Origin of the sequence: Aeromonas sp. R4-1, from assembly GCF_040908325.1 — a bacterium.
In the GTDB taxonomy this organism is placed as follows: domain Bacteria; phylum Pseudomonadota; class Gammaproteobacteria; order Enterobacterales; family Aeromonadaceae; genus Aeromonas; species Aeromonas veronii.
In genome coordinates, this window is record NZ_JBFODM010000060.1 from 1 (window position 1) to 17,043 (window position 17,043).

The 17,043-nt window shown below is 59.1% G+C and carries 14 protein-coding genes; 9 read left to right on the forward strand and 5 right to left on the reverse strand.

Annotated elements, in window-relative coordinates:
• Positions 1-341: 341 nt before the first annotated feature.
• From AB5Y90_RS09565 to AB5Y90_RS09600, 8 genes are all read left to right on the forward strand, one after another.
• Positions 342-1,244, forward strand: coding sequence for a cation diffusion facilitator family transporter (locus AB5Y90_RS09565; RefSeq protein WP_307896135.1), 903 nt, complete (start codon positions 342-344; stop codon positions 1,242-1,244).
• A gap of 146 nt (positions 1,245-1,390) precedes the next feature.
• The gene (yjbD, locus tag AB5Y90_RS09570; RefSeq protein ID WP_005340165.1) at positions 1,391-1,675 is read left to right on the forward strand and encodes a DUF3811 domain-containing protein; all 285 of its coding nucleotides are present in this window, start codon (positions 1,391-1,393) and stop codon (positions 1,673-1,675) included.
• Positions 1,676-2,269: 594 nt separating this feature from the next.
• A complete protein-coding gene (gene cspA, locus AB5Y90_RS09575) occupies positions 2,270-2,482 on the forward strand; it encodes an RNA chaperone/antiterminator CspA (RefSeq protein ID WP_005316548.1) in 213 nt (70 codons plus the stop codon).
• Between the two features lie 305 nt (positions 2,483-2,787).
• The gene (locus tag AB5Y90_RS09580) at positions 2,788-4,146 is read left to right on the forward strand and encodes an NCS2 family permease (RefSeq protein WP_005340164.1); all 1,359 of its coding nucleotides are present in this window, start codon (positions 2,788-2,790) and stop codon (positions 4,144-4,146) included.
• Between the two features lie 238 nt (positions 4,147-4,384).
• The gene (gene dhaK / locus AB5Y90_RS09585) at positions 4,385-5,455 is read left to right on the forward strand and encodes a dihydroxyacetone kinase subunit DhaK (RefSeq protein WP_307896133.1); all 1,071 of its coding nucleotides are present in this window, start codon (positions 4,385-4,387) and stop codon (positions 5,453-5,455) included.
• Positions 5,456-5,464: 9 nt separating this feature from the next.
• On the forward strand, positions 5,465-6,094 hold the full coding sequence (gene dhaL / locus AB5Y90_RS09590) for a dihydroxyacetone kinase subunit DhaL (RefSeq protein ID WP_307896132.1): 630 nt from the start codon (positions 5,465-5,467) through the stop codon (positions 6,092-6,094).
• Between the two features lies 1 nt (position 6,095).
• A complete protein-coding gene (dhaM, locus tag AB5Y90_RS09595) occupies positions 6,096-6,812 on the forward strand; it encodes a dihydroxyacetone kinase phosphoryl donor subunit DhaM (RefSeq protein WP_257699625.1) in 717 nt (238 codons plus the stop codon).
• A 132-nt stretch (positions 6,813-6,944) separates the two neighbouring features.
• Positions 6,945-8,027, forward strand: coding sequence for a glycerol dehydrogenase (locus AB5Y90_RS09600; protein ID WP_307896130.1), 1,083 nt, complete (start codon positions 6,945-6,947; stop codon positions 8,025-8,027).
• Positions 8,028-8,116: 89 nt separating this feature from the next.
• On the opposite strand, the gene dhaR is transcribed toward AB5Y90_RS09600, so the two are convergent.
• The 5 genes from dhaR to AB5Y90_RS09625 form a co-directional block, all read right to left on the reverse strand.
• Positions 8,117-10,018: a dihydroxyacetone kinase operon transcriptional regulator DhaR gene (dhaR, locus tag AB5Y90_RS09605; RefSeq protein WP_307896128.1), complete on the reverse strand. Its 1,902-nt coding sequence runs from the start codon at positions 10,016-10,018 to the stop codon at positions 8,117-8,119.
• Positions 10,019-10,195: 177 nt separating this feature from the next.
• On the reverse strand, positions 10,196-12,457 hold the full coding sequence (locus tag AB5Y90_RS09610) for a hypothetical protein (RefSeq protein ID WP_307896126.1): 2,262 nt from the start codon (positions 12,455-12,457) through the stop codon (positions 10,196-10,198).
• A 183-nt stretch (positions 12,458-12,640) separates the two neighbouring features.
• Entirely contained in the window at positions 12,641-13,711 is a 1,071-nt protein-coding gene (locus AB5Y90_RS09615) for a helix-turn-helix transcriptional regulator (protein WP_236382041.1), read from the reverse strand.
• Positions 13,712-13,934: 223 nt separating this feature from the next.
• Positions 13,935-15,020 carry an AI-2E family transporter YdiK gene (gene ydiK, locus AB5Y90_RS09620; RefSeq protein ID WP_307896125.1) on the reverse strand — a complete coding sequence of 362 codons (1,086 nt, stop codon included), beginning with the start codon at positions 15,018-15,020 and terminating at the stop codon, positions 13,935-13,937.
• Positions 15,017-16,405, reverse strand: coding sequence for a phosphatase PAP2 family protein (locus tag AB5Y90_RS09625; RefSeq protein ID WP_307896124.1), 1,389 nt, complete (start codon positions 16,403-16,405; stop codon positions 15,017-15,019). The genes ydiK and AB5Y90_RS09625 overlap by 4 nt, the downstream gene beginning before the upstream one ends.
• Before the next feature lie 185 nt (positions 16,406-16,590).
• Here AB5Y90_RS09625 and AB5Y90_RS09630 point away from each other — a divergent pair, with 185 nt between their 5' ends.
• Positions 16,591-16,971 carry a hypothetical protein gene (locus AB5Y90_RS09630; protein ID WP_005340143.1) on the forward strand — a complete coding sequence of 127 codons (381 nt, stop codon included), beginning with the start codon at positions 16,591-16,593 and terminating at the stop codon, positions 16,969-16,971.
• Positions 16,972-17,043: the final 72 nt, after the last annotated feature.

The window sequence follows — 17,043 nt, forward strand, 5'->3', positions numbered from 1 at the left end:
CATGGGGATAGTCTGTTGGGTATTAGCTGGTCAAGGATGGCGATCATACCTCAGAAGCCGCGCCACGCCTCGCTCATATGAGGGGATGGTTAAGCTTTTTCATGGCTCCAGATGACAAACATGATCTCATATCAGGGACTTGTTCGCACCTTCCCTAGATATTTTCACGGATAAATATAAATCCCTCTCATTATTTATTGCCGCGCAAGAGGTCACCATTTTAATAAGCATTCGCAATATCATCAGAAACATCAGGTTACAACACCGAATAGGTTATTTCCGGTCAGCCGGATATAATGCGCGCCGCACCGAAATATCCGTTTTTATTCAGGAAGCTGTACATGAACAGAAAAACCAGAGCCGCCATGGTGTCGGTCTGCTCCAATATCAGTCTGATCATCATGAAAATGGTAGCCGGGTTCGCCAGCGGCTCGGTCAGTATCATCTCGGAGGCGATCCACTCCGCCATGGATCTGGTGGCGGCCCTGATCGCCCTGTTCGCGGTGAAAAAGTCCGATCTCCCGCCCGATGAGAGCCACCCCTATGGTCACGACAAGATTGAAAATGTCTCCGGTGTCATCGAAGCACTGCTTATCTTGCTGGCCGCAGGCTGGATCATCTTCGAAGCTGTCGACAAGCTAATCACCCCCAGCCCGATTGAAAGCATTGGCTGGGGCGTGCTGGTGATGGTGATCTCGGCGCTGGTCAACAGCGGCGTCTCAGCCTACCTCTACAAGGTGGCCCGGGAAGAAGAGTCAGTTGCATTGGCGGCCGATGCGCTTCATCTCAAGGCGGATGTGCTCACCTCCACCGGGGTCGCCATCGGTCTTGGCGGGATCTGGCTGGCCGGTCTGTTCGGCCATTCACTCGCCATCCTCGACCCGCTGGTCGCCATTGCAGTCGCCATCTTTATTGTCAGAGAGGCGATCAGCATGCTCAATGAGGCCTTCCAGCCGCTGATCGACCAGAGCATGAGCCCGGAAGAGCTGGCGATGACCAGCCGCATCATCACCGAATGCTGCCCTGCCGCCAGCGGTTTTCACGATCTGCGCAGCCGTCGTGCCGGTCGTCGCCGCCATATCGACTTCCATCTCACCCTGCCCCCGGAGATGAGCATCGGCGAAGCTCACGATATCTGTGATCGCATCGAACACGCCATCATGGCGCAACTGCCCCACGCCATCGTGCTGATCCACGTCGAGCCGGAGGAGCAAGAGCTGCCCTCACCGCTCGCCATAAATTGAAATGTGGCAAACAGGCGGGAAAGTGGCAGCGAAATAACGGAAAGTTGGCACAAACCCGCATTTTTACTGCCGGAAAGCCGATTGCATAAGAAGTGATCGGCACAACTGTGTTAGGGTGTCTAACCACCCTGCCGCAGGAGCGCGCCGTGAAAAAGCTGGAAATGAAAGATCTGACCGAGGCCGAAAAAGCCGAGATAGCCTTGTTATTGCAAAAGGCACAAGCCAATGCAGACCACCAGCTGACCAACGGAGAGCGGAACAAGATCCGCGAAGAGGGTCGCCTGAAAATTGTGGCCGACCGCGCCGAAGCGGCCAAGGCAGCCTCCAAGCTGGCTCGCGAGAAAGCCAAAGAGCGCGCCAAGAACCAGGTACTGCCGGAAACCTTCAGCTGGATTGATTCGGTCAGCAACAAGTTTCGCAGCAAGCGCTGATCCCCTCTTGCAAAACGCCCGCTGGCACTTGTGCCTGCGGGCGTTTGCATGTCTGGGCGATGCTCGATGAGCCAAATTTGGCGCCGCCATTGATTTGCAGCTCAGAAGCTAATCGCAGCAGCAAAGAAGTGATTTACATTGCGCGTTAGAGAAAACGCCAACTGACAATCCCCATCTATCGCCAGCTTTTCATTTTTTCTCATATTTTTTGCCAGAACTGGCTACATAGTCAGGACAAAAAAGCCGAATCTGGCTTGCCACAGGGTGATATGAGTCTGCACTGATTTTTCTATGCCGTTGAAATGCATCATGTTTACTATAAAAAATGATATTTTTGGCTGTTACAAAACATTAATATCGAGATAAAGTTTGCTTTAAAAATGAGAGCGTGTTTTAATCTTTCTCGATGGTTCGGCAGTTCAGACCTGATTATGTTAGGCAGTCATTTTAGTAAAGCAGTGATTAGCATAAGCGTTATCCTCGGATAATTCTTATCAAATAATTCTCCTTCTTTAGTGCTCCCCATACGTATTGCTGACGAAAAATCAAAAATTGCCATTTAGGTGGCATTCAACACTATTTAAGGAAATTATTATGTCTAACAAAATGACTGGTACCGTTAAGTTCTTCAACGCTGAGAAAGGTTTTGGTTTCATCTCCCCGGCTGACGGCAGCAAAGACGTGTTCGTACACTTCTCCGCTATCCAGTCCACCAGCTTCAAAACCCTGGACGAAGGTCAGCGCGTTGAGTTCACCATCGAGCAAGGCCAGAAAGGCCCGGCTGCTGCCAACGTAGTTGGTCTGTAATTCAAGCCGGAGCATGCTGCTGATGGCTTATGCCAACTGCTGACAGCTCTGCAAGAATTTAAAAAAACCCGCTTCGGCGGGTTTTTTGTTTTTCCCCGCTTTTTCCTCACAGATCTCCCCTCCCCCGACCGCTTGATACCTCCCTTACACGCTCTCACCGCTTGAGTCTTAGAATGAGCTCCGAATGGACTCAAAATGTAAAATAGTGACGAAAAAGTCAGGTTATCCGCTGTATTTGCCGCGAATTCTTGCTATTTTGCGCGCCACCAACGCAAACGATTTCCTTCACACTTTCAGGATTAGTTATGGCAAAGCAAGATATGGCCGCCCAAACAGGGACAGGCGGCTTTCTGGACTCTTATTTTTCCATTTCTGCGCGCGGCAGCAGCGTGCGTCAGGAGCTGGTCGCGGGGCTGACCACCTTCCTGGCGATGGTCTACAGCATCATAGTGGTGCCGAACATGCTGGGTGCTGCCGGCTTTGAGCAGGGCCCGGTATTTGTCGCCACCTGTTTGATCGCCGCCTTCGGCTCCCTGCTGATGGGTCTGTGGGCCAAGCTGCCGATGGCCATCGGTTGCGCCATCTCCCTCACCGCCTTTACCGCGTTCAGTCTGGTACTGGGTCAGGGACTGAGCATTCCGGTTGCCCTGGGCGCCATCTTCCTGATGGGGGTGCTGTTTACCTTGATCAGCGTCACCGGCGTGCGCCAGTGGATCCTGGATAACCTCCCCTCCGGCATCGCCCACGGCACCGGCATCGGTATCGGTCTGTTTCTGCTGCTGATCGCCACCAATGGCGTTGGCATGGTGATCAAGAACGAAGGGGCCGGTCTGCCGGTTCAGCTGGGTGAAGTCACCGCTTTCCCGGTCATCATGACGGTGCTGGGTCTGGCTGCCATCTTCGGTCTGGAGCGTCGCAAGGTGCCGGGCGGCATCCTGATGGTGATTATCGCCATCTCCATCCTCGGTCTTATCTTCGACCCGAAAGTGACCTGGCAGGGCTTCTTCGCCATGCCGAGCCTGACTGGTGAGAAAGGCTCGCTGGTTGGCAGCATGGATCTGCTGGGCGCCCTCAATCCGGTGGTCATTCCGACCGTGCTGGCGCTGGTGATGACCGCCGTGTTTGACGCCACCGGTACCATCCGTGCCGTGGCCGGACAGGCGGGTCTCATCAACGAACGTGGCCACATCATCAGCGGCGGCAAGGCCCTGACTGCCGACTCCGTCAGCAGTATGGTGGCAGGCGCCGTTGGCGGTGCTCCGGCGGCCGTCTACATCGAATCCGCCGCAGGCACCGCAGCAGGTGGCAAGACCGGTCTGACCGCCGCGCTGGTCGGCGTGCTGTTCCTGCTGATGATCTTCCTCTCCCCGCTCAGCTATCTGGTACCGGCTTACGCCACCGCACCGGCCCTGATGTACGTCGGTCTGCTGATGCTGGGCAACGTCACCAAGCTGGACTTCAGCGACTCGGTCGATGCGCTCTCCGGCATGCTGTGCGCCGTCTTCATCGTACTGACCTGCAACATCGTGACCGGCATCATGCTAGGCTTCGTTGCGCTGGTCGTTGGCCGCATCTTCGCTGCCGAGTGGAAGAAGCTGAACGTCGGCACCGTTATCATCGCCCTGGCGCTGGTGATCTTCTACGCCGGTGGCTGGGCCATCTAACCCGTCCGCATATTCCGGTTATAGCGAAGGGCCCTGCGGGGCCCTTTTTCATGGCTGTGAGTCAGCTAACAGTTTCCCGCTCGCTTGCCCTGCGCCGTTTCAGATTGAAACGTCCATCCCCCTTCTGCTGTTTCAAATCCGAACCAAATCGACCGTCATTTTTATCCCTTTTTCTGTCGTTAGACTGGCTCCATCAACCATTTGCCCACCCGAGCGGTGGCAAGCCAAGGAGTGAGCCATGAAGAAACTGATCAATGCCGTCGATGCCGTGGTCCGTGAACAACTGATGGGGATGGCAGCCGCCCACCCCGAGCTCAAGATACGTATCGAACCCCACTACATCACTCGCGCCGACTCCCCCGTGATGGGCAAGGTGGCGCTGGTCTCCGGCGGTGGCAGCGGCCACGAGCCGATGCACGGCGGTCTGGTGGGCAAAGGGATGCTGGATGGCGCCTGCCCCGGCGAGATCTTTACCTCCCCGACGCCGGATCAGATGTACGAGTGCGGTCAGGCCGTTGATGGCGGCGCGGGCGTGCTGTTTCTGGTGAAGAACTACACCGGCGACGTACTCAACTTCGAGACCGCGGTCGAGCTGCTGCACGGCGATGGTGTAAAAGTGGGCTTCGCCCTGATCGATGACGACGTGGCGGTCAAAGACAGCCTCTACACCGCCGGTCGCCGTGGCGTTGCCACGACCGTGCTGTGCGAGAAGCTGGTCGGTGCCGCCGCCGAGGCAGGCTACGATCTGGCGCGCTGCGAGGCGCTGGCCCGTCGCATCAACAACCAGAGCCGCACCATAGGCGTAGCCATGCATGCCTGTACCGTGCCTGCCGCAGGCAAGCCCTCCTTCACCCTGGCGGACAACGAGCTGGAGTTCGGCGTCGGTATCCACGGCGAACCGGGCATCGAGCGCCGCCCCTTCACCGACCTCAATACCCTGGTGGACGACATGTTCAGCGAGCTGGCGGACAATACCCCCTATGGTCGCACCCTGCGCCACTGGGATCGCACCAGCGGCAGCTGGCAGGAGGAGCACACCTTTATCGAACCACTCAACAAGGGTGATCGGGTTATCGCGCTGGTCAACAGTCTCGGCGGCACCCCGATTTCAGAGCTCTATGGCGTCTATGGTCGCCTCGCCACCCTGTGCGAAGAGGCGGGCATCCATCTGGTGCGCAACCTGATCGGCCCCTACTGCACCTCCCTCGACATGACTGGCATCTCCATCACCCTGCTCAAGGTGGATGACGAGCTGATGACCCTGTGGGATGCCCCCGTCCACACCCCTGCCTTGCGTCGCGGCTGCTAAGGAGAACCCATGTTAAGCAAGCATCACATCGTCAACTGGCTGCTCGACTGCGAACATATCTTCACCGAGCAGCGCGACTACCTCACCGCGCTGGATACTGACATCGGCGACGGCGACCACGGCCTCAACATGCAGCGCGGCTTCGCCAAGGTGGCCGAGAAGCTGCCGGCGGTGGCAGACAAGGATATCGGGCAGGTACTGAAAACCACCGGCATGACATTGCTCTCCTCGGTCGGCGGCGCCAGCGGCCCGCTCTACGGCACCTTCTTTATTCGGGCCGCGGCCAGCAGCGATGCCTGCCAGAGCCTGAACCTCAGTCAGCTGTGCAAAATGCTGAGCGACGGGGTCGAGGGGATCGTCTCCCGCGGTCGTGCCGAGCCGGGCGACAAGACCATGTGCGACGCCTGGTGGCCGGCGCTGGCCGCCCTGCAACAGGCGCAGCAGCAAGAGTTGCCCCTCAATGAAGCGCTGGACAAGGCGGTGGCGGCTGCCGCGGCAGGTACCGAGGCGACCATCCAGATGCAGGCCCGCAAGGGGCGCGCCAGCTATCTTGGCGAGCGCAGCATCGGCCATCAGGATGCAGGGGCCACCTCGACCCTGCTGCTGCTGACCGCCCTGCGTGACAGAGCGAGGTTGTGACATGATCGGAATCGTAGTGGTCTCTCACAGCGCCATGCTGGCGGCCGGCTTGAAAGCGCTGGCCGACCAGCTCGGCAGTCCGGCCCGATTGCTGCTGGCGGCCGGGGTCGATGACCCCGACCACCCCATCGGCACCGATGCCATCGCGGTGATGAGTGCGATTGAAGAGGCGGATGACGGCAGTGGCGTGCTGGTGCTGATGGATTTGGGCAGCGCCCTCTTGAGCGCAGAGACCGCCCTCGAACTGCTGCCCCCGGAGCTGAGCGCGAGGGTGCGGCTCTGCCCCGCCCCGCTGGTGGAGGGTACCCTGGCCGCCGTGGTGGCGGCCGGTTCCGGCCTGACGCTGGACGAGGTAGCCGCCGAAGCGCTCGGCGCGCTGGGCCCGAAACAGGCGATGCTGCCAGCCAGCGCGGCGCAGACCGCTACCGAGACAGCCCCCGTTGCCGACGACGGCTGGTTGCGCTGTGAGGTGGTGGTGGATAACCCCCACGGCCTGCATGTGCGCCCCGCCGCCCGACTAGTGGCAGCCCTCAAGCCCTTTGCCGCTGAACTCAAGTTGCAAAAGGGGGACAAAGAAGCCAACCCCCGCAGCCTGACCCGGCTCGCCATGCTCAACGTGCGTCAGGGCGACCAGCTCACCCTGCTGGCGCGCGGCGAGGATGCCACCGCCGCACTGGCCTGCTTCCAGCAGCTGGCCGACGAGCGCTTTGGCGACTGACGCCGCACACCATTGTTTCAAGGGGCTGCACTCGCTCGCTGAGCCTGTGCAGCTTCATTCAAGACGAAGGAGTCCCCGGCACAGCCGCCCCTTCGCCCCGATTCTTAATTAGTAAAGAGAGAGGGATAGAATATGGACCGCATTATCATCAGCCCCAGCAAATACGTGCAAGGCAACGGGGCCCTCGCCAATATCGGCAACTACGTCAAAGCGCTCGGCAGCAAGCCACTGATCCTGGCTGACGCCTTCGTCACCAAGCTGGTGGGCGATACCGTGGCCACCAGCTTCCACGGCGCAGGCATCAAGCCCGAGTTCGACTGCTTCAATGGCGAGTGCTCCCGCCCCGAGATCGACCGCCTGCTGGCCCGCTGCCAGCAGACCCCGTTTGACGTCATCATCGGCATCGGCGGCGGCAAGACGCTGGATACCGCCAAGTCGGTCGCCTTCTACCAGAAGGTGCCGGTGGTCATAGTGCCGACCATCGCCTCCACCGATGCCCCCACCAGCGCGCTGACGGTCATCTACACCCCGGAAGGGCAGTTCAGCGAATACCTGATGATCCCGACCAACCCCAACATGGTCATCATGGATACCGGCGTGGTCTCACGCGCCCCGGTGCGGCTGTTGGTCTCCGGCATGGGGGATGCGCTCTCCACCTATTTCGAGGCGCGCGCCAACAAGGTTTCCGGTTGCCAGACCATGGCCGGGGGCGCCTCCACGCTGGCGGCGCAGGCCATCGCCGAGCTCTGCTACAAGACCCTGCTGGCCGATGGCTACAAAGCCAAGCTGGCGGTGGAACAGGGGCTCTGCACCAAGGCGGTGGAGAACATCATCGAGGCCAACACCTACCTGAGCGGTATCGGCTTCGAGAGCAGCGGTCTGGCCGCCGCCCACGCCATCCACAACGGCCTGACCCAGCTCGCCGAGTGCCACCACCTCTATCACGGTGAAAAAGTGGCGTTCGGTACCCTGGTGCAGCTGGTGCTGGAGAACGCGCCGATGGCGGAGATCGAGACAGTGCTGGGTTTCTGCCGCTCGGTGGGCCTGCCGACCAACCTGCATATGATGGGGGTCAAGGAGCTGGACATGGCGCGCCTGATGGAGGTGGCCAAAGCCTCCACCGCCGAGGGCGAGACCATCCACAATATGCCGTTCAAGGTCACCGCCGAGGATGTGCTGGCGGCCATCGTCACTGCCCACCAGCTGGGGCTGTAACCGCGCCACGGCAGAGCTTGCCATATAAATCGGCCCCGCATCTGCGGGGCCTTTTCGTTTTCTGCGGGCCTCTTGGCGACGGCTCACCGTCAGCCGTGATAGTCGGCGGGATCGATCTCGAGCAACTTGAGCCGCCGCCACAGGGTGGTGCGGCTGATACCCAAATGTTGGGCCATCTGGCTCACCTGCCCCTTGCAGGCGTGAGCGCAGCGCAAGATGGCTTGCCGCTCCAGCTCCGCCAGCGTGAGCAGCGGTTGCCCCACTACCTCGTCCGCCACCCGCTGATAGCCGTGGCGAATGGCGGCGGGCAGCGCCTCAGGCGGGATCGGCCCCTGACCGGCATGAAGCAGCGCATGCTCGACGGCGCTGCGCAGCTCCCCCAGATTGCCGGGCCAGGGATAGGCGAGCAGACAATCGAGGGCCGCCGGGCTGAACTGGCGCACCGGCTCGCGTCCCTGCGCCGCCAACTGCTGGCTGATCAGGCCCGGCAGATCCGCCGCGCGCTCCCGCAATCCCGGCAGCCACAGCTCGCACACCTGCAAGGCATAGAGCAGCTGGCGGCCAAACAGCCCCTCCTGCACCAATTGCTCCAGCGGGGCGCTGCTAGTGGCGATGATCCTCACCTTGAGCGGCAGGATACGGGCCGAATCGAAGCGCTGGATGCGACCGGTCTTGAGCAGTTGCAGCAGCGCCGCCTGCATGGGGGCAGAGAGGCACTCCACCTGCTCCAGCACGAGCGTGCCGCCGTGGGCCAGCTCGAACTTGCCCGCCCGCTCCTGCCCCGCCTCGTCGGACCCCATCAGCTCCAGCGCCATCCGCTCGCTCGGCAGCGCCTTGCAGTTGAGGGTAATAAGCGGCCCGGCGGCCCGTTCGCTGCCAAAGTGGATCGCCTCCGCCAGCTGGGCCTTGCCCACCTCCTCCTCGCCTCGCAGCAGGATCGGCCCCTGACTCTGGGCCGCCTGCCGGGCGTAGCGCAGCAGCTTGCGCATGGCGCTCGACTCCCCCACCAGCGCCGACAGCTCGGGCACCGTCTGGCGCAGCTGGTGAATGGCCCGCAGCCGATCTACCGGGTGCAGCAGGGCGATAAAGCTGACCCCCTCCGGCCCCGGCAGCGGCTTGAGGCTCACCAGCGCATTGATGAACTCCCCCTCCTGCGCGCCGAGCCGCTCCAGCGTCACCTCCACATGGCTGAGCGGCGTCTGCCCCCTGATGGCCAGCTGCAACCGCTGCGGCAGCAACAGGTGCTGCTCCAGCGGCTGGCCGAGACAAAGCGCGGGATCGAGCCGCAGCCGGTTGGCCGCCAGCGCATTGAGGTAGCGCAACCGACCCTGCGGATCCCAGGCCAGCACACCGTCATCCATGCCATCGAGCAGGGCATAAAGTTCGCTCAGGTGGTGCTGGGACTCCTGCATCAGGGTCTCCATCTGCAGCAGATGGGCCAGCTCGCGTCCGGCGCTGACGGTGAGCGCCAGATCGCCGGCGCTCGCCTCCTCCACCTTGCAGATCAGAGCTATGATGGCGACCTGACGGCCATTGCTGTTGTAGACCGGGCTGGCGCAGCTGTGCCAAGGGTGGAGGGTCTGGTTGAAGTGCTGGGGGCCGCTGACGCAGAGCGGCACGCCCTCCAGTGCCGCCAGATTGATGGCATTGGTGCCGATGCGCCCCTCGCTGAAAAAGGCGCCGGGGCCAAACCCCAGCGCCGCCAGCTCGTGCAGGGTATCCGGGTGGCCGGTTTGGGCCAGCAGGCAGCCGCTCTCGTCGGTGAGCAGCAGGGCGCAGGGGCGCCCCTCCATAAATTCGTAGAGATCTTCGAGGGCCATCTCGCCGGTGGTGAGCAGGTCGCGCTTGCGCTGGCGCAGGCTCTGCAAGGTCTGCCCCTTGGCGCAGTGGGGCGGATGCCAGAGGGTGGCACTGGTCTGGTGGGCGCAGCGCAGCCAGGAGGCCTGCAGATAGTCAGGCCAAGCGAGCAGCGGCTGAAGGTCAGATGGCATGGTCACAGCAATATCCGGCAAGATGTGAGCCGACCATTTAACCACGCCAGCGCCCCCGATTCAGTGACCTGCCTCAGAGGGTGGCAACCACAACGCCGGAGATATCGTTCGTCATAAATGCATCACGGGGCCTCAGGAGCCCCGCGCTCACTCTATTTATAAACTCCTCCCTGACAATCAAGGAGCCATGGCTACGTCAGCATCCGCTTCACGCAGGTAAAGTGTTGTAAATGGGTCAGTGTCACTCCAGCGCTTGAATGTCATGATCCCTTTCGCTGGGTCAACGCCGTCAAGCGAAGTAATCCGTTGCTCCCAGCAAGTCCACCAGGCACAGGGTTCCGAACCAATTCCTTTCAGGAAAACCAGCGAAGTCATGCCCCCCGCCTGTTGTAGCAACAGGTCCTGTGTGCCGACACGCTGACCATTCACCGTCATTTTTTGTTTGCCAGAGGCACCAAGCCAACTGTCGTTTGTCACCAGATACCCTTTGAACGCAGTGGTAAACAGAGGACCAGACAGCGCAACTTGGTCATAAGCCCCCAATCCGGGCAGCTCAGCGGCTGTAATTTGAGCAAAGCTCTTGCCTTCTGCCAGCAGCGCGAGCACTTTGCTAGGGAGATTGTCCACCGCTTGACTACCCCACTCGGCATAGTTATGGCCAATCCACCACCCTTTCATTGCATCCCCATCAACCTTGTGCCGACGCATGACCTTGAACTCCTGGCCAATATCGTTACGGTTGAAGTCATATCCATCCAACGCAATATGCTGCCAAGTCACATGGATCTGCTGCTCATCGGCAGATACCTCTTTCTGTTGCACTTTATACTGATGGAACAGGTAGCCATCCGGGTGCGAGCCATCGCTCTTGCGCAGCTGCTTCTCCTCATCAAGCAAATAGCGCTTCCCTTCGGTGGTTAACTGTTGCAACCCATCTCCCAGGGGCACATATTCGACGACAGTGTCGTACCAGTAAGGTAAACGTGTTTCCGTATGGAAGTTGTAGTCCGCATACTCTTCAAACGAGTCATCAAGAGGGTTGGCCCAGACAATTTTGCCTGACTCATAACGAGTCGTGCCATTTTTGCGGCTGAGCAGTGATTCTCGCTGATTGATGGAGCCATCAGCGTTCCAATCATTCTCATATGTGATACGTATACCATCGGCTTCTTTAGCGTAATGCTCCAGTCGGCGGAAACCGGGTTGCCCCGGATTGTCCGGCTTGAACCAGTCGCGCGTCGGTGCATCGGTTTTGTACTCGATCATCTCGATGTCGTGGCCCGTGGCATTGGCATTTTTCGTCCACATCTGAACAAAATCGATAGTACTGTAATCCTGCGCTACGAACTCGGCTCGCAAGTCTCGCCCTTCATATATACGTTTGGGATCATTGCACTGATGTTCATTCAGCTCTTTGCAGTTGGTGTCCTCGTCAAAATATTCCACCCACTTGGTGTCGTTCCCCACACTCAGCGATTGTCCCTTGAAGTTTCGCTCGCCATCCTTGTTAAAGTCATGTTCCCATTTTGCATAGCGCTCTATGGTTCCATCAGCTTTGCGTGTTGTCTCCAGGCTCCATGTGGTAGCGATCAGTGGTTTACCATTGTATCTCTCATAATCGTTGGCATTTTTATCCCAGTAATATTTGGTACCTTGGCTTACCTCGACACCGCCCTCCGTTTTACGGGTGGCAAACTCAATGGTGAATGTTGCCTTATGAGTGTTGTAATCGATTTCACTCTTCAGGGTGGGAGCCCCCTGATCGGTGATCTGTTCATCTGTCAGTTTGTCGTAAATAGCAGTGGCTTGACCGCTTTTATTGTTCAGAGCCAAACGCAGGACATCCTGTTCGTTTGCCTCTGCTGGCAGCGAGGCTGGTAGCGCATCGGCGATAACTTTGGCGATAAACAGGGCCCGCCCATCACCCAACGCGACAAAGTCTGCATCCAGCATGTCTGAAGATATGCCCAAGCGCTGAGCCAATGCTTCCCGAGCCTGTGCCAAATCGCTATATTTCTGTGTTTCGAGATGCAGCAACGTGGTCAGAGGAGATACGACTCGTTCTGCACCATTACTGCCCGAACCTGCAGGAGCAACCATAGTAAAGGCGGTATCAACAGGTCCTCGTTCCAGATCGACGGTCTCGCCGGGAATCGTTTCCACATACACATTGGTGCGCGCTTGGCCAGGCTCAAGGGTGAACAGCACTCTCCCCTCACTATCTGACTTGGCTGAGGGTTCTGCAGCATCACGCAGGCCATTTCCGTTGAGATCGATCCACACCAATGCGCCCTGTAACACGCCATCAATCGCTCTTATCTGAAGCGTGGTTTTAGGCTCGGGTGGCGTTGTGCTGTCACCACTACTGCCTCCGCCACCACAGCCGCCAAGAGCGGTAATGATGCTGGCGGCCAGCAATGATTGAGTAAAAAGTTTCATATATCCCCCAGTCCCTGACTTTTTATATGGCTTGCTGTCATCCATGACGGATGCACCGACAGACCCCTTTAAATAACTGACATGTCGCTTTAGCGACTGTGTTGGTTATAGGCTCGTCGTGCATAAACCGCATCCCCCTATCGGGGGATCGGTTGCATGTGGGGAAGGAGAGTAGTGGTATATTTAATGAGAAATATTGAACAACAAGTTAAGTAGATCGTTTTGGTTGTTGGTGCCAGTTTTATGCAACAGCATTTTTATTTGGCTTTTGCCGGTTTCGACCGAGACACCGCGAAGACGAGCGACCTCTGCTCCGGTCAGGCCACGTGAGAGCAAAGTAAGCACATCCTGTTCGCTCTTGGTCAGGCCATAGAGTAGCTCCATGCGTTGAAGGTGCCGCTCATGCTCCCATCGCGGGTCAATCAGCATCAATTCAAACCATCCGACGGGCTCTGGCAGTGGAATCCATTCGAGGATTACGCGATGAGATTCTGATAGAGGCAGAACAAGACGCCCTTCACTCCCACGGCTCAACGATTCCCGCCAAAGAGTCTGCCAGCGAGAAGGGATGACCAGTTGAAGGTCAACAGGGCTCTGTGTGATGCGATATTCACCCAGCGCCTGTTGCATGGCTCGATTGGCCAGCTGCAGATGTCCATATTGATCCACAACGGCGCGGGGACGATTATCCCGCTCCAGCAGGGCAGTCAATAGTGTACGTTCCTTATTGAACCTCTGACGTCGACGATAACTTCTGGCCCAACATCCCAAACCGTCGGAGAGCAACTGCAACATCTGTTGCTCAGCCGGGGTGAAAGGGGATTGTGTCTGATCCCGATGGAGAGTGATCGCAAACTCATCAAGGGTACTCAAAGGAACCAGAATGCACAGAGCATAGCGAGCCTGAAAACGCGGCACCATCTCTTCCCTGAACACGGGGTTGTCGATGCGATCAAAGTTCAACAGCTGATCAACGATGACAGCCTTGCCAGCGAGCATGTGCTGCATATAGGTATTGAGAAAGACATCGTCTGCCATGCGTTCAAAATAAAATGCCAAGTCAGAGCGAGAGTAGCTTTTGGTCCAAACGATGGCATCCTCAGGGGCGTGCCTTGGCGCCAGCACCACGCTGGCAGCGGATGCATTGAACAGGACTCTCACCTCATCAAACAATTTGCACAGGAGTTCATAGTCTTGCTCCGCTTCGTAGAGGCGCCCCTGCAATTCCAGTAGCTTCGAGATACAAATTGACATACACACCAACCTCCACTGTTAGCGTGATGATATGGGCACTACCCATTCTGGCGCATACAGAAGCCAGTGAAAGCGAGCCTGTCTATTTATGTGATCTGTGGTGGAAGTGAATCGCCATAAATCTCGTTCGTCAAAAACCAAAGAGCCGCCCGGTGGGCGGCTCTTTGTATCAGCGATGGATGGCTGAATCGTCTTGTTACCGAATCGTCTTTTTACTGAATCGTTATTGGGCCTTGGGCGGTTCCACCGCAGCAGTCGCCGGTTGGTCATCTTCCTTGATCCAGGCATCCAGCAGGGTGTAGCCCACCGCTAGCACCACGGGGCCGATAAAGAGACCGATGATCCCCATGGTCAGCAAGCCACCGATTACCCCCACCAGAATGAGGATGAGCGGCAAGTCGGCGCCCCGCTTGATCAGGAAGGGGCGCAGGAAGTTGTCCATGGTGCCCGCAATCAGTGACCACACCAGCAGGAAAGTACCCCAGGTGGTGTCACCGCTCCAGTAGAGGTAGCCGATACAGGCCAGCAGCACCGGGAAGGGGCCGATCTGGGCGACGATCAGCAGGAACATCACCACCACCAGCACCATGGTGTAGGGAATGCCGGCAATCAGCAGACCCAGCCCCGCCACGGTAGATTGCACCAGCGCGGTCACCACCACGCCCATGGCCACGGCACGGATCGCCTGAGAGGCCAGCACTGTGGCGTTGTCGCCCCGTTGCCCTGCCAGACGGTGGGCAAAACGGCGAATACCGGTCGCCACCACTTCACCGGAGTGGTAGAGCAGGCCGCAGATACCGACAGTCAGCAGGAAGTGAACGAACAGCAGCCCCAGATTGCCCGCCTGAGCGGCGAGCCAGCGGGCGGTCTGGCCGAAATAGGGAGCCAGTTTGGCAAACAGCACCTGACCACCGCTCGCCAGAATTTGCTGCCAGAAGTCATAGAGCTTGCTGCCTACCAGCGGGATCTGTTGCAGCCAGAGCAGCTCGGGCGGCGGTGACTGGCTGATATGGGTACCCAGCTCGATCAGCATGGGCGCCTTCTCCGCCACATTGGCCAGCGTCATAAAGAGCGGGATGACAAACATCAACAGCAGCACCAGCGTCATAAAGAGGGCCGCCAGGGTGCGCTTGCCCCACAACAGGCGCTGCACCATCAGCATCAGCGGCCAGGTGGCGATGGTGATCATAGTGGCCCACACCAGCGCAGGCAGGAAGGGCTGCAACACCAAGAAACAGGAGATAATCAGGATGCTGAGAAACAGCACCCCCAGGGTTATCTTGGCCAAATCCACTTTTTTCACATTCATAGAGTTCCCTTGTCAGAGCCGTTGCCCTTGGGTCGTGTGTCGCATTTCAAGAAAGAGAGTATCCACCAGAGGCCAGCGCTCAACCAGAGCCCCAGCCCGAAAAAGAGCACAAACTGACCAAGCAATATGGCCAGCGAACTGCTGGTCAGCAGCGGTAGCGCCCAGAGTCCCGCCCCGATCACCGCGCCCCCCGCCAGCGTGACCGCGCCGGTCACAATGGGGGGATAACCGCCGCGGGTCAGGGTAAGCAAACCGCCAACCCAGAGCCCGAAGGCCGCCAGCCCGATCCCGGCCAGATGGGCCGACTGGGTCAGGCCCGCGCAAACCAGTGCTGCAGCGATCAGCAAGCCCCACACGGATGAACGCTGATCCAGCCGCCAGTAGGGGCGAACCGCCAGCAGCAAGGCGCCAATCAGCAGCCCCGCCGCCACGTCGGAGATAAAGTGCACCCCGAGCCAGACCCTCGCCAGACCTGTGGTCAGCGCCAGCAGCAAGGCCAGCGAATAGGCCAGCCCGCGCCGGGCAGGCCAGAACCAGCCAAGCAGCGCCCCCCAGAACAGCAGGGCCGAAGCGGTATGGCCGCTCGGCATGCCAAAGCCTTGCGCGCTCTGGGTTGCCAGCAGCGGTTGCAGATGGAAGGGTCGCGGCCAGCCGATCCTCTCCTTGCTTGCCTGCACCAGCAAGCCGAGCCAGAGCATGGCGAACAGCAACTGGCGCAGCCGCGGCCATCCCAGCAGCGGGAGCAGCAAAGGTATCAGGGCAAGCTGAAAGCCGCCTGAACCAAACAGATTGCTGACCGACAGCCACCAGACATCGGGCCCCAGCCACTGTTGCAGCCGCAACATCAGCGGGATCTCGACCTGATGCAGCGCATTGCCCTGCGCCACAAAATCGGCCTGCCAGAGCACCTCGCTCTCGGGCACCTTATCCAGTCGGGATTGCAGCCAGTCGAGCTGATCCGGGAAACGGCGCTGCTCGCGGGGCAGCTTGTTCACCGCGATCAAACGGGCATTGAGGATCTCCCCGCCCAGATTGGGGGCCTTCAGCAGCGAGACAAAATCGGAATCTTGCTGGGCGACGATAGGCTCCAGCGTGCGACAAGCGAAGATAAGCGCCCGCTGCCAGCGACCCAGCTCCTGCACCACCTCCCCCCGCAAGCCGGTCTCTTCATAGAGTTCGCGCAGCGCCGCCTGCTGCGGGCTCTCGCCGCCATCGATATAGCCACCGCTCAGGCTGTAGCGGGAGGAGATGCGATCCTGCACCAGCAGCAGTTGATCCTGATGGCGGATGGCGCAGGCTGCTGCCGTCGGTGCCGCCGGTTCGGCGCTCAGGGCTGGCAGAGCGGTAAACAGTGCCAGCAACAGTAAAAAGAGGGTTCTCGACATCAATTTGCTTTCCCTATGCACAATGGCGACAAGCCTCCCAGAAATCAGATAGTTGGGCAACGGTAGCGGCGGGATCGCCGCCGTTCGCGCCGCGCAGGCGGTGCACGGAAGATTGCGATGAAGCAGGGCACTCCCTACTATTGGCGGCTATCTTCAATTTCATGCAGCAAACGCTGGAGCCCTCCATGAGACAGTTCGGCTTTTTCCTCGGCATCGCCATCGGTGTCATTTTGATCCTGTTCGGCAGCATCGTCATCTTCCAGGCGCTCCCTGCCGCACTGGACGTACTGGAGATGCCAAGCCGCATCCCGTTCGTGCGCGAGGTCTACACCTGGCTGATGACCAGTGCCAACGGCCTGACCGCCCAGCTGGAGCAGAACTTCCTGGAAGCCTTCCAGACCGTGCTCAAGTTGATCCTGCTCATCACCTTCATGTGGGTCTGCGTCAAGCTGGTCAACATGGGGGTGCTGATTATCCGCGCCGGGGTTGATCTGATCCGCACCGCCATCGCCCACAGCGAAGGCCCCCACGACCAGAAGAAGCCGGATCAGCACGATCACTTCTGACTCTGACATGGTTGATGGATGTGAACACTGCCGCCCCCAACCGGGGCGGCAGTGTTATATGCGCGGTATGAA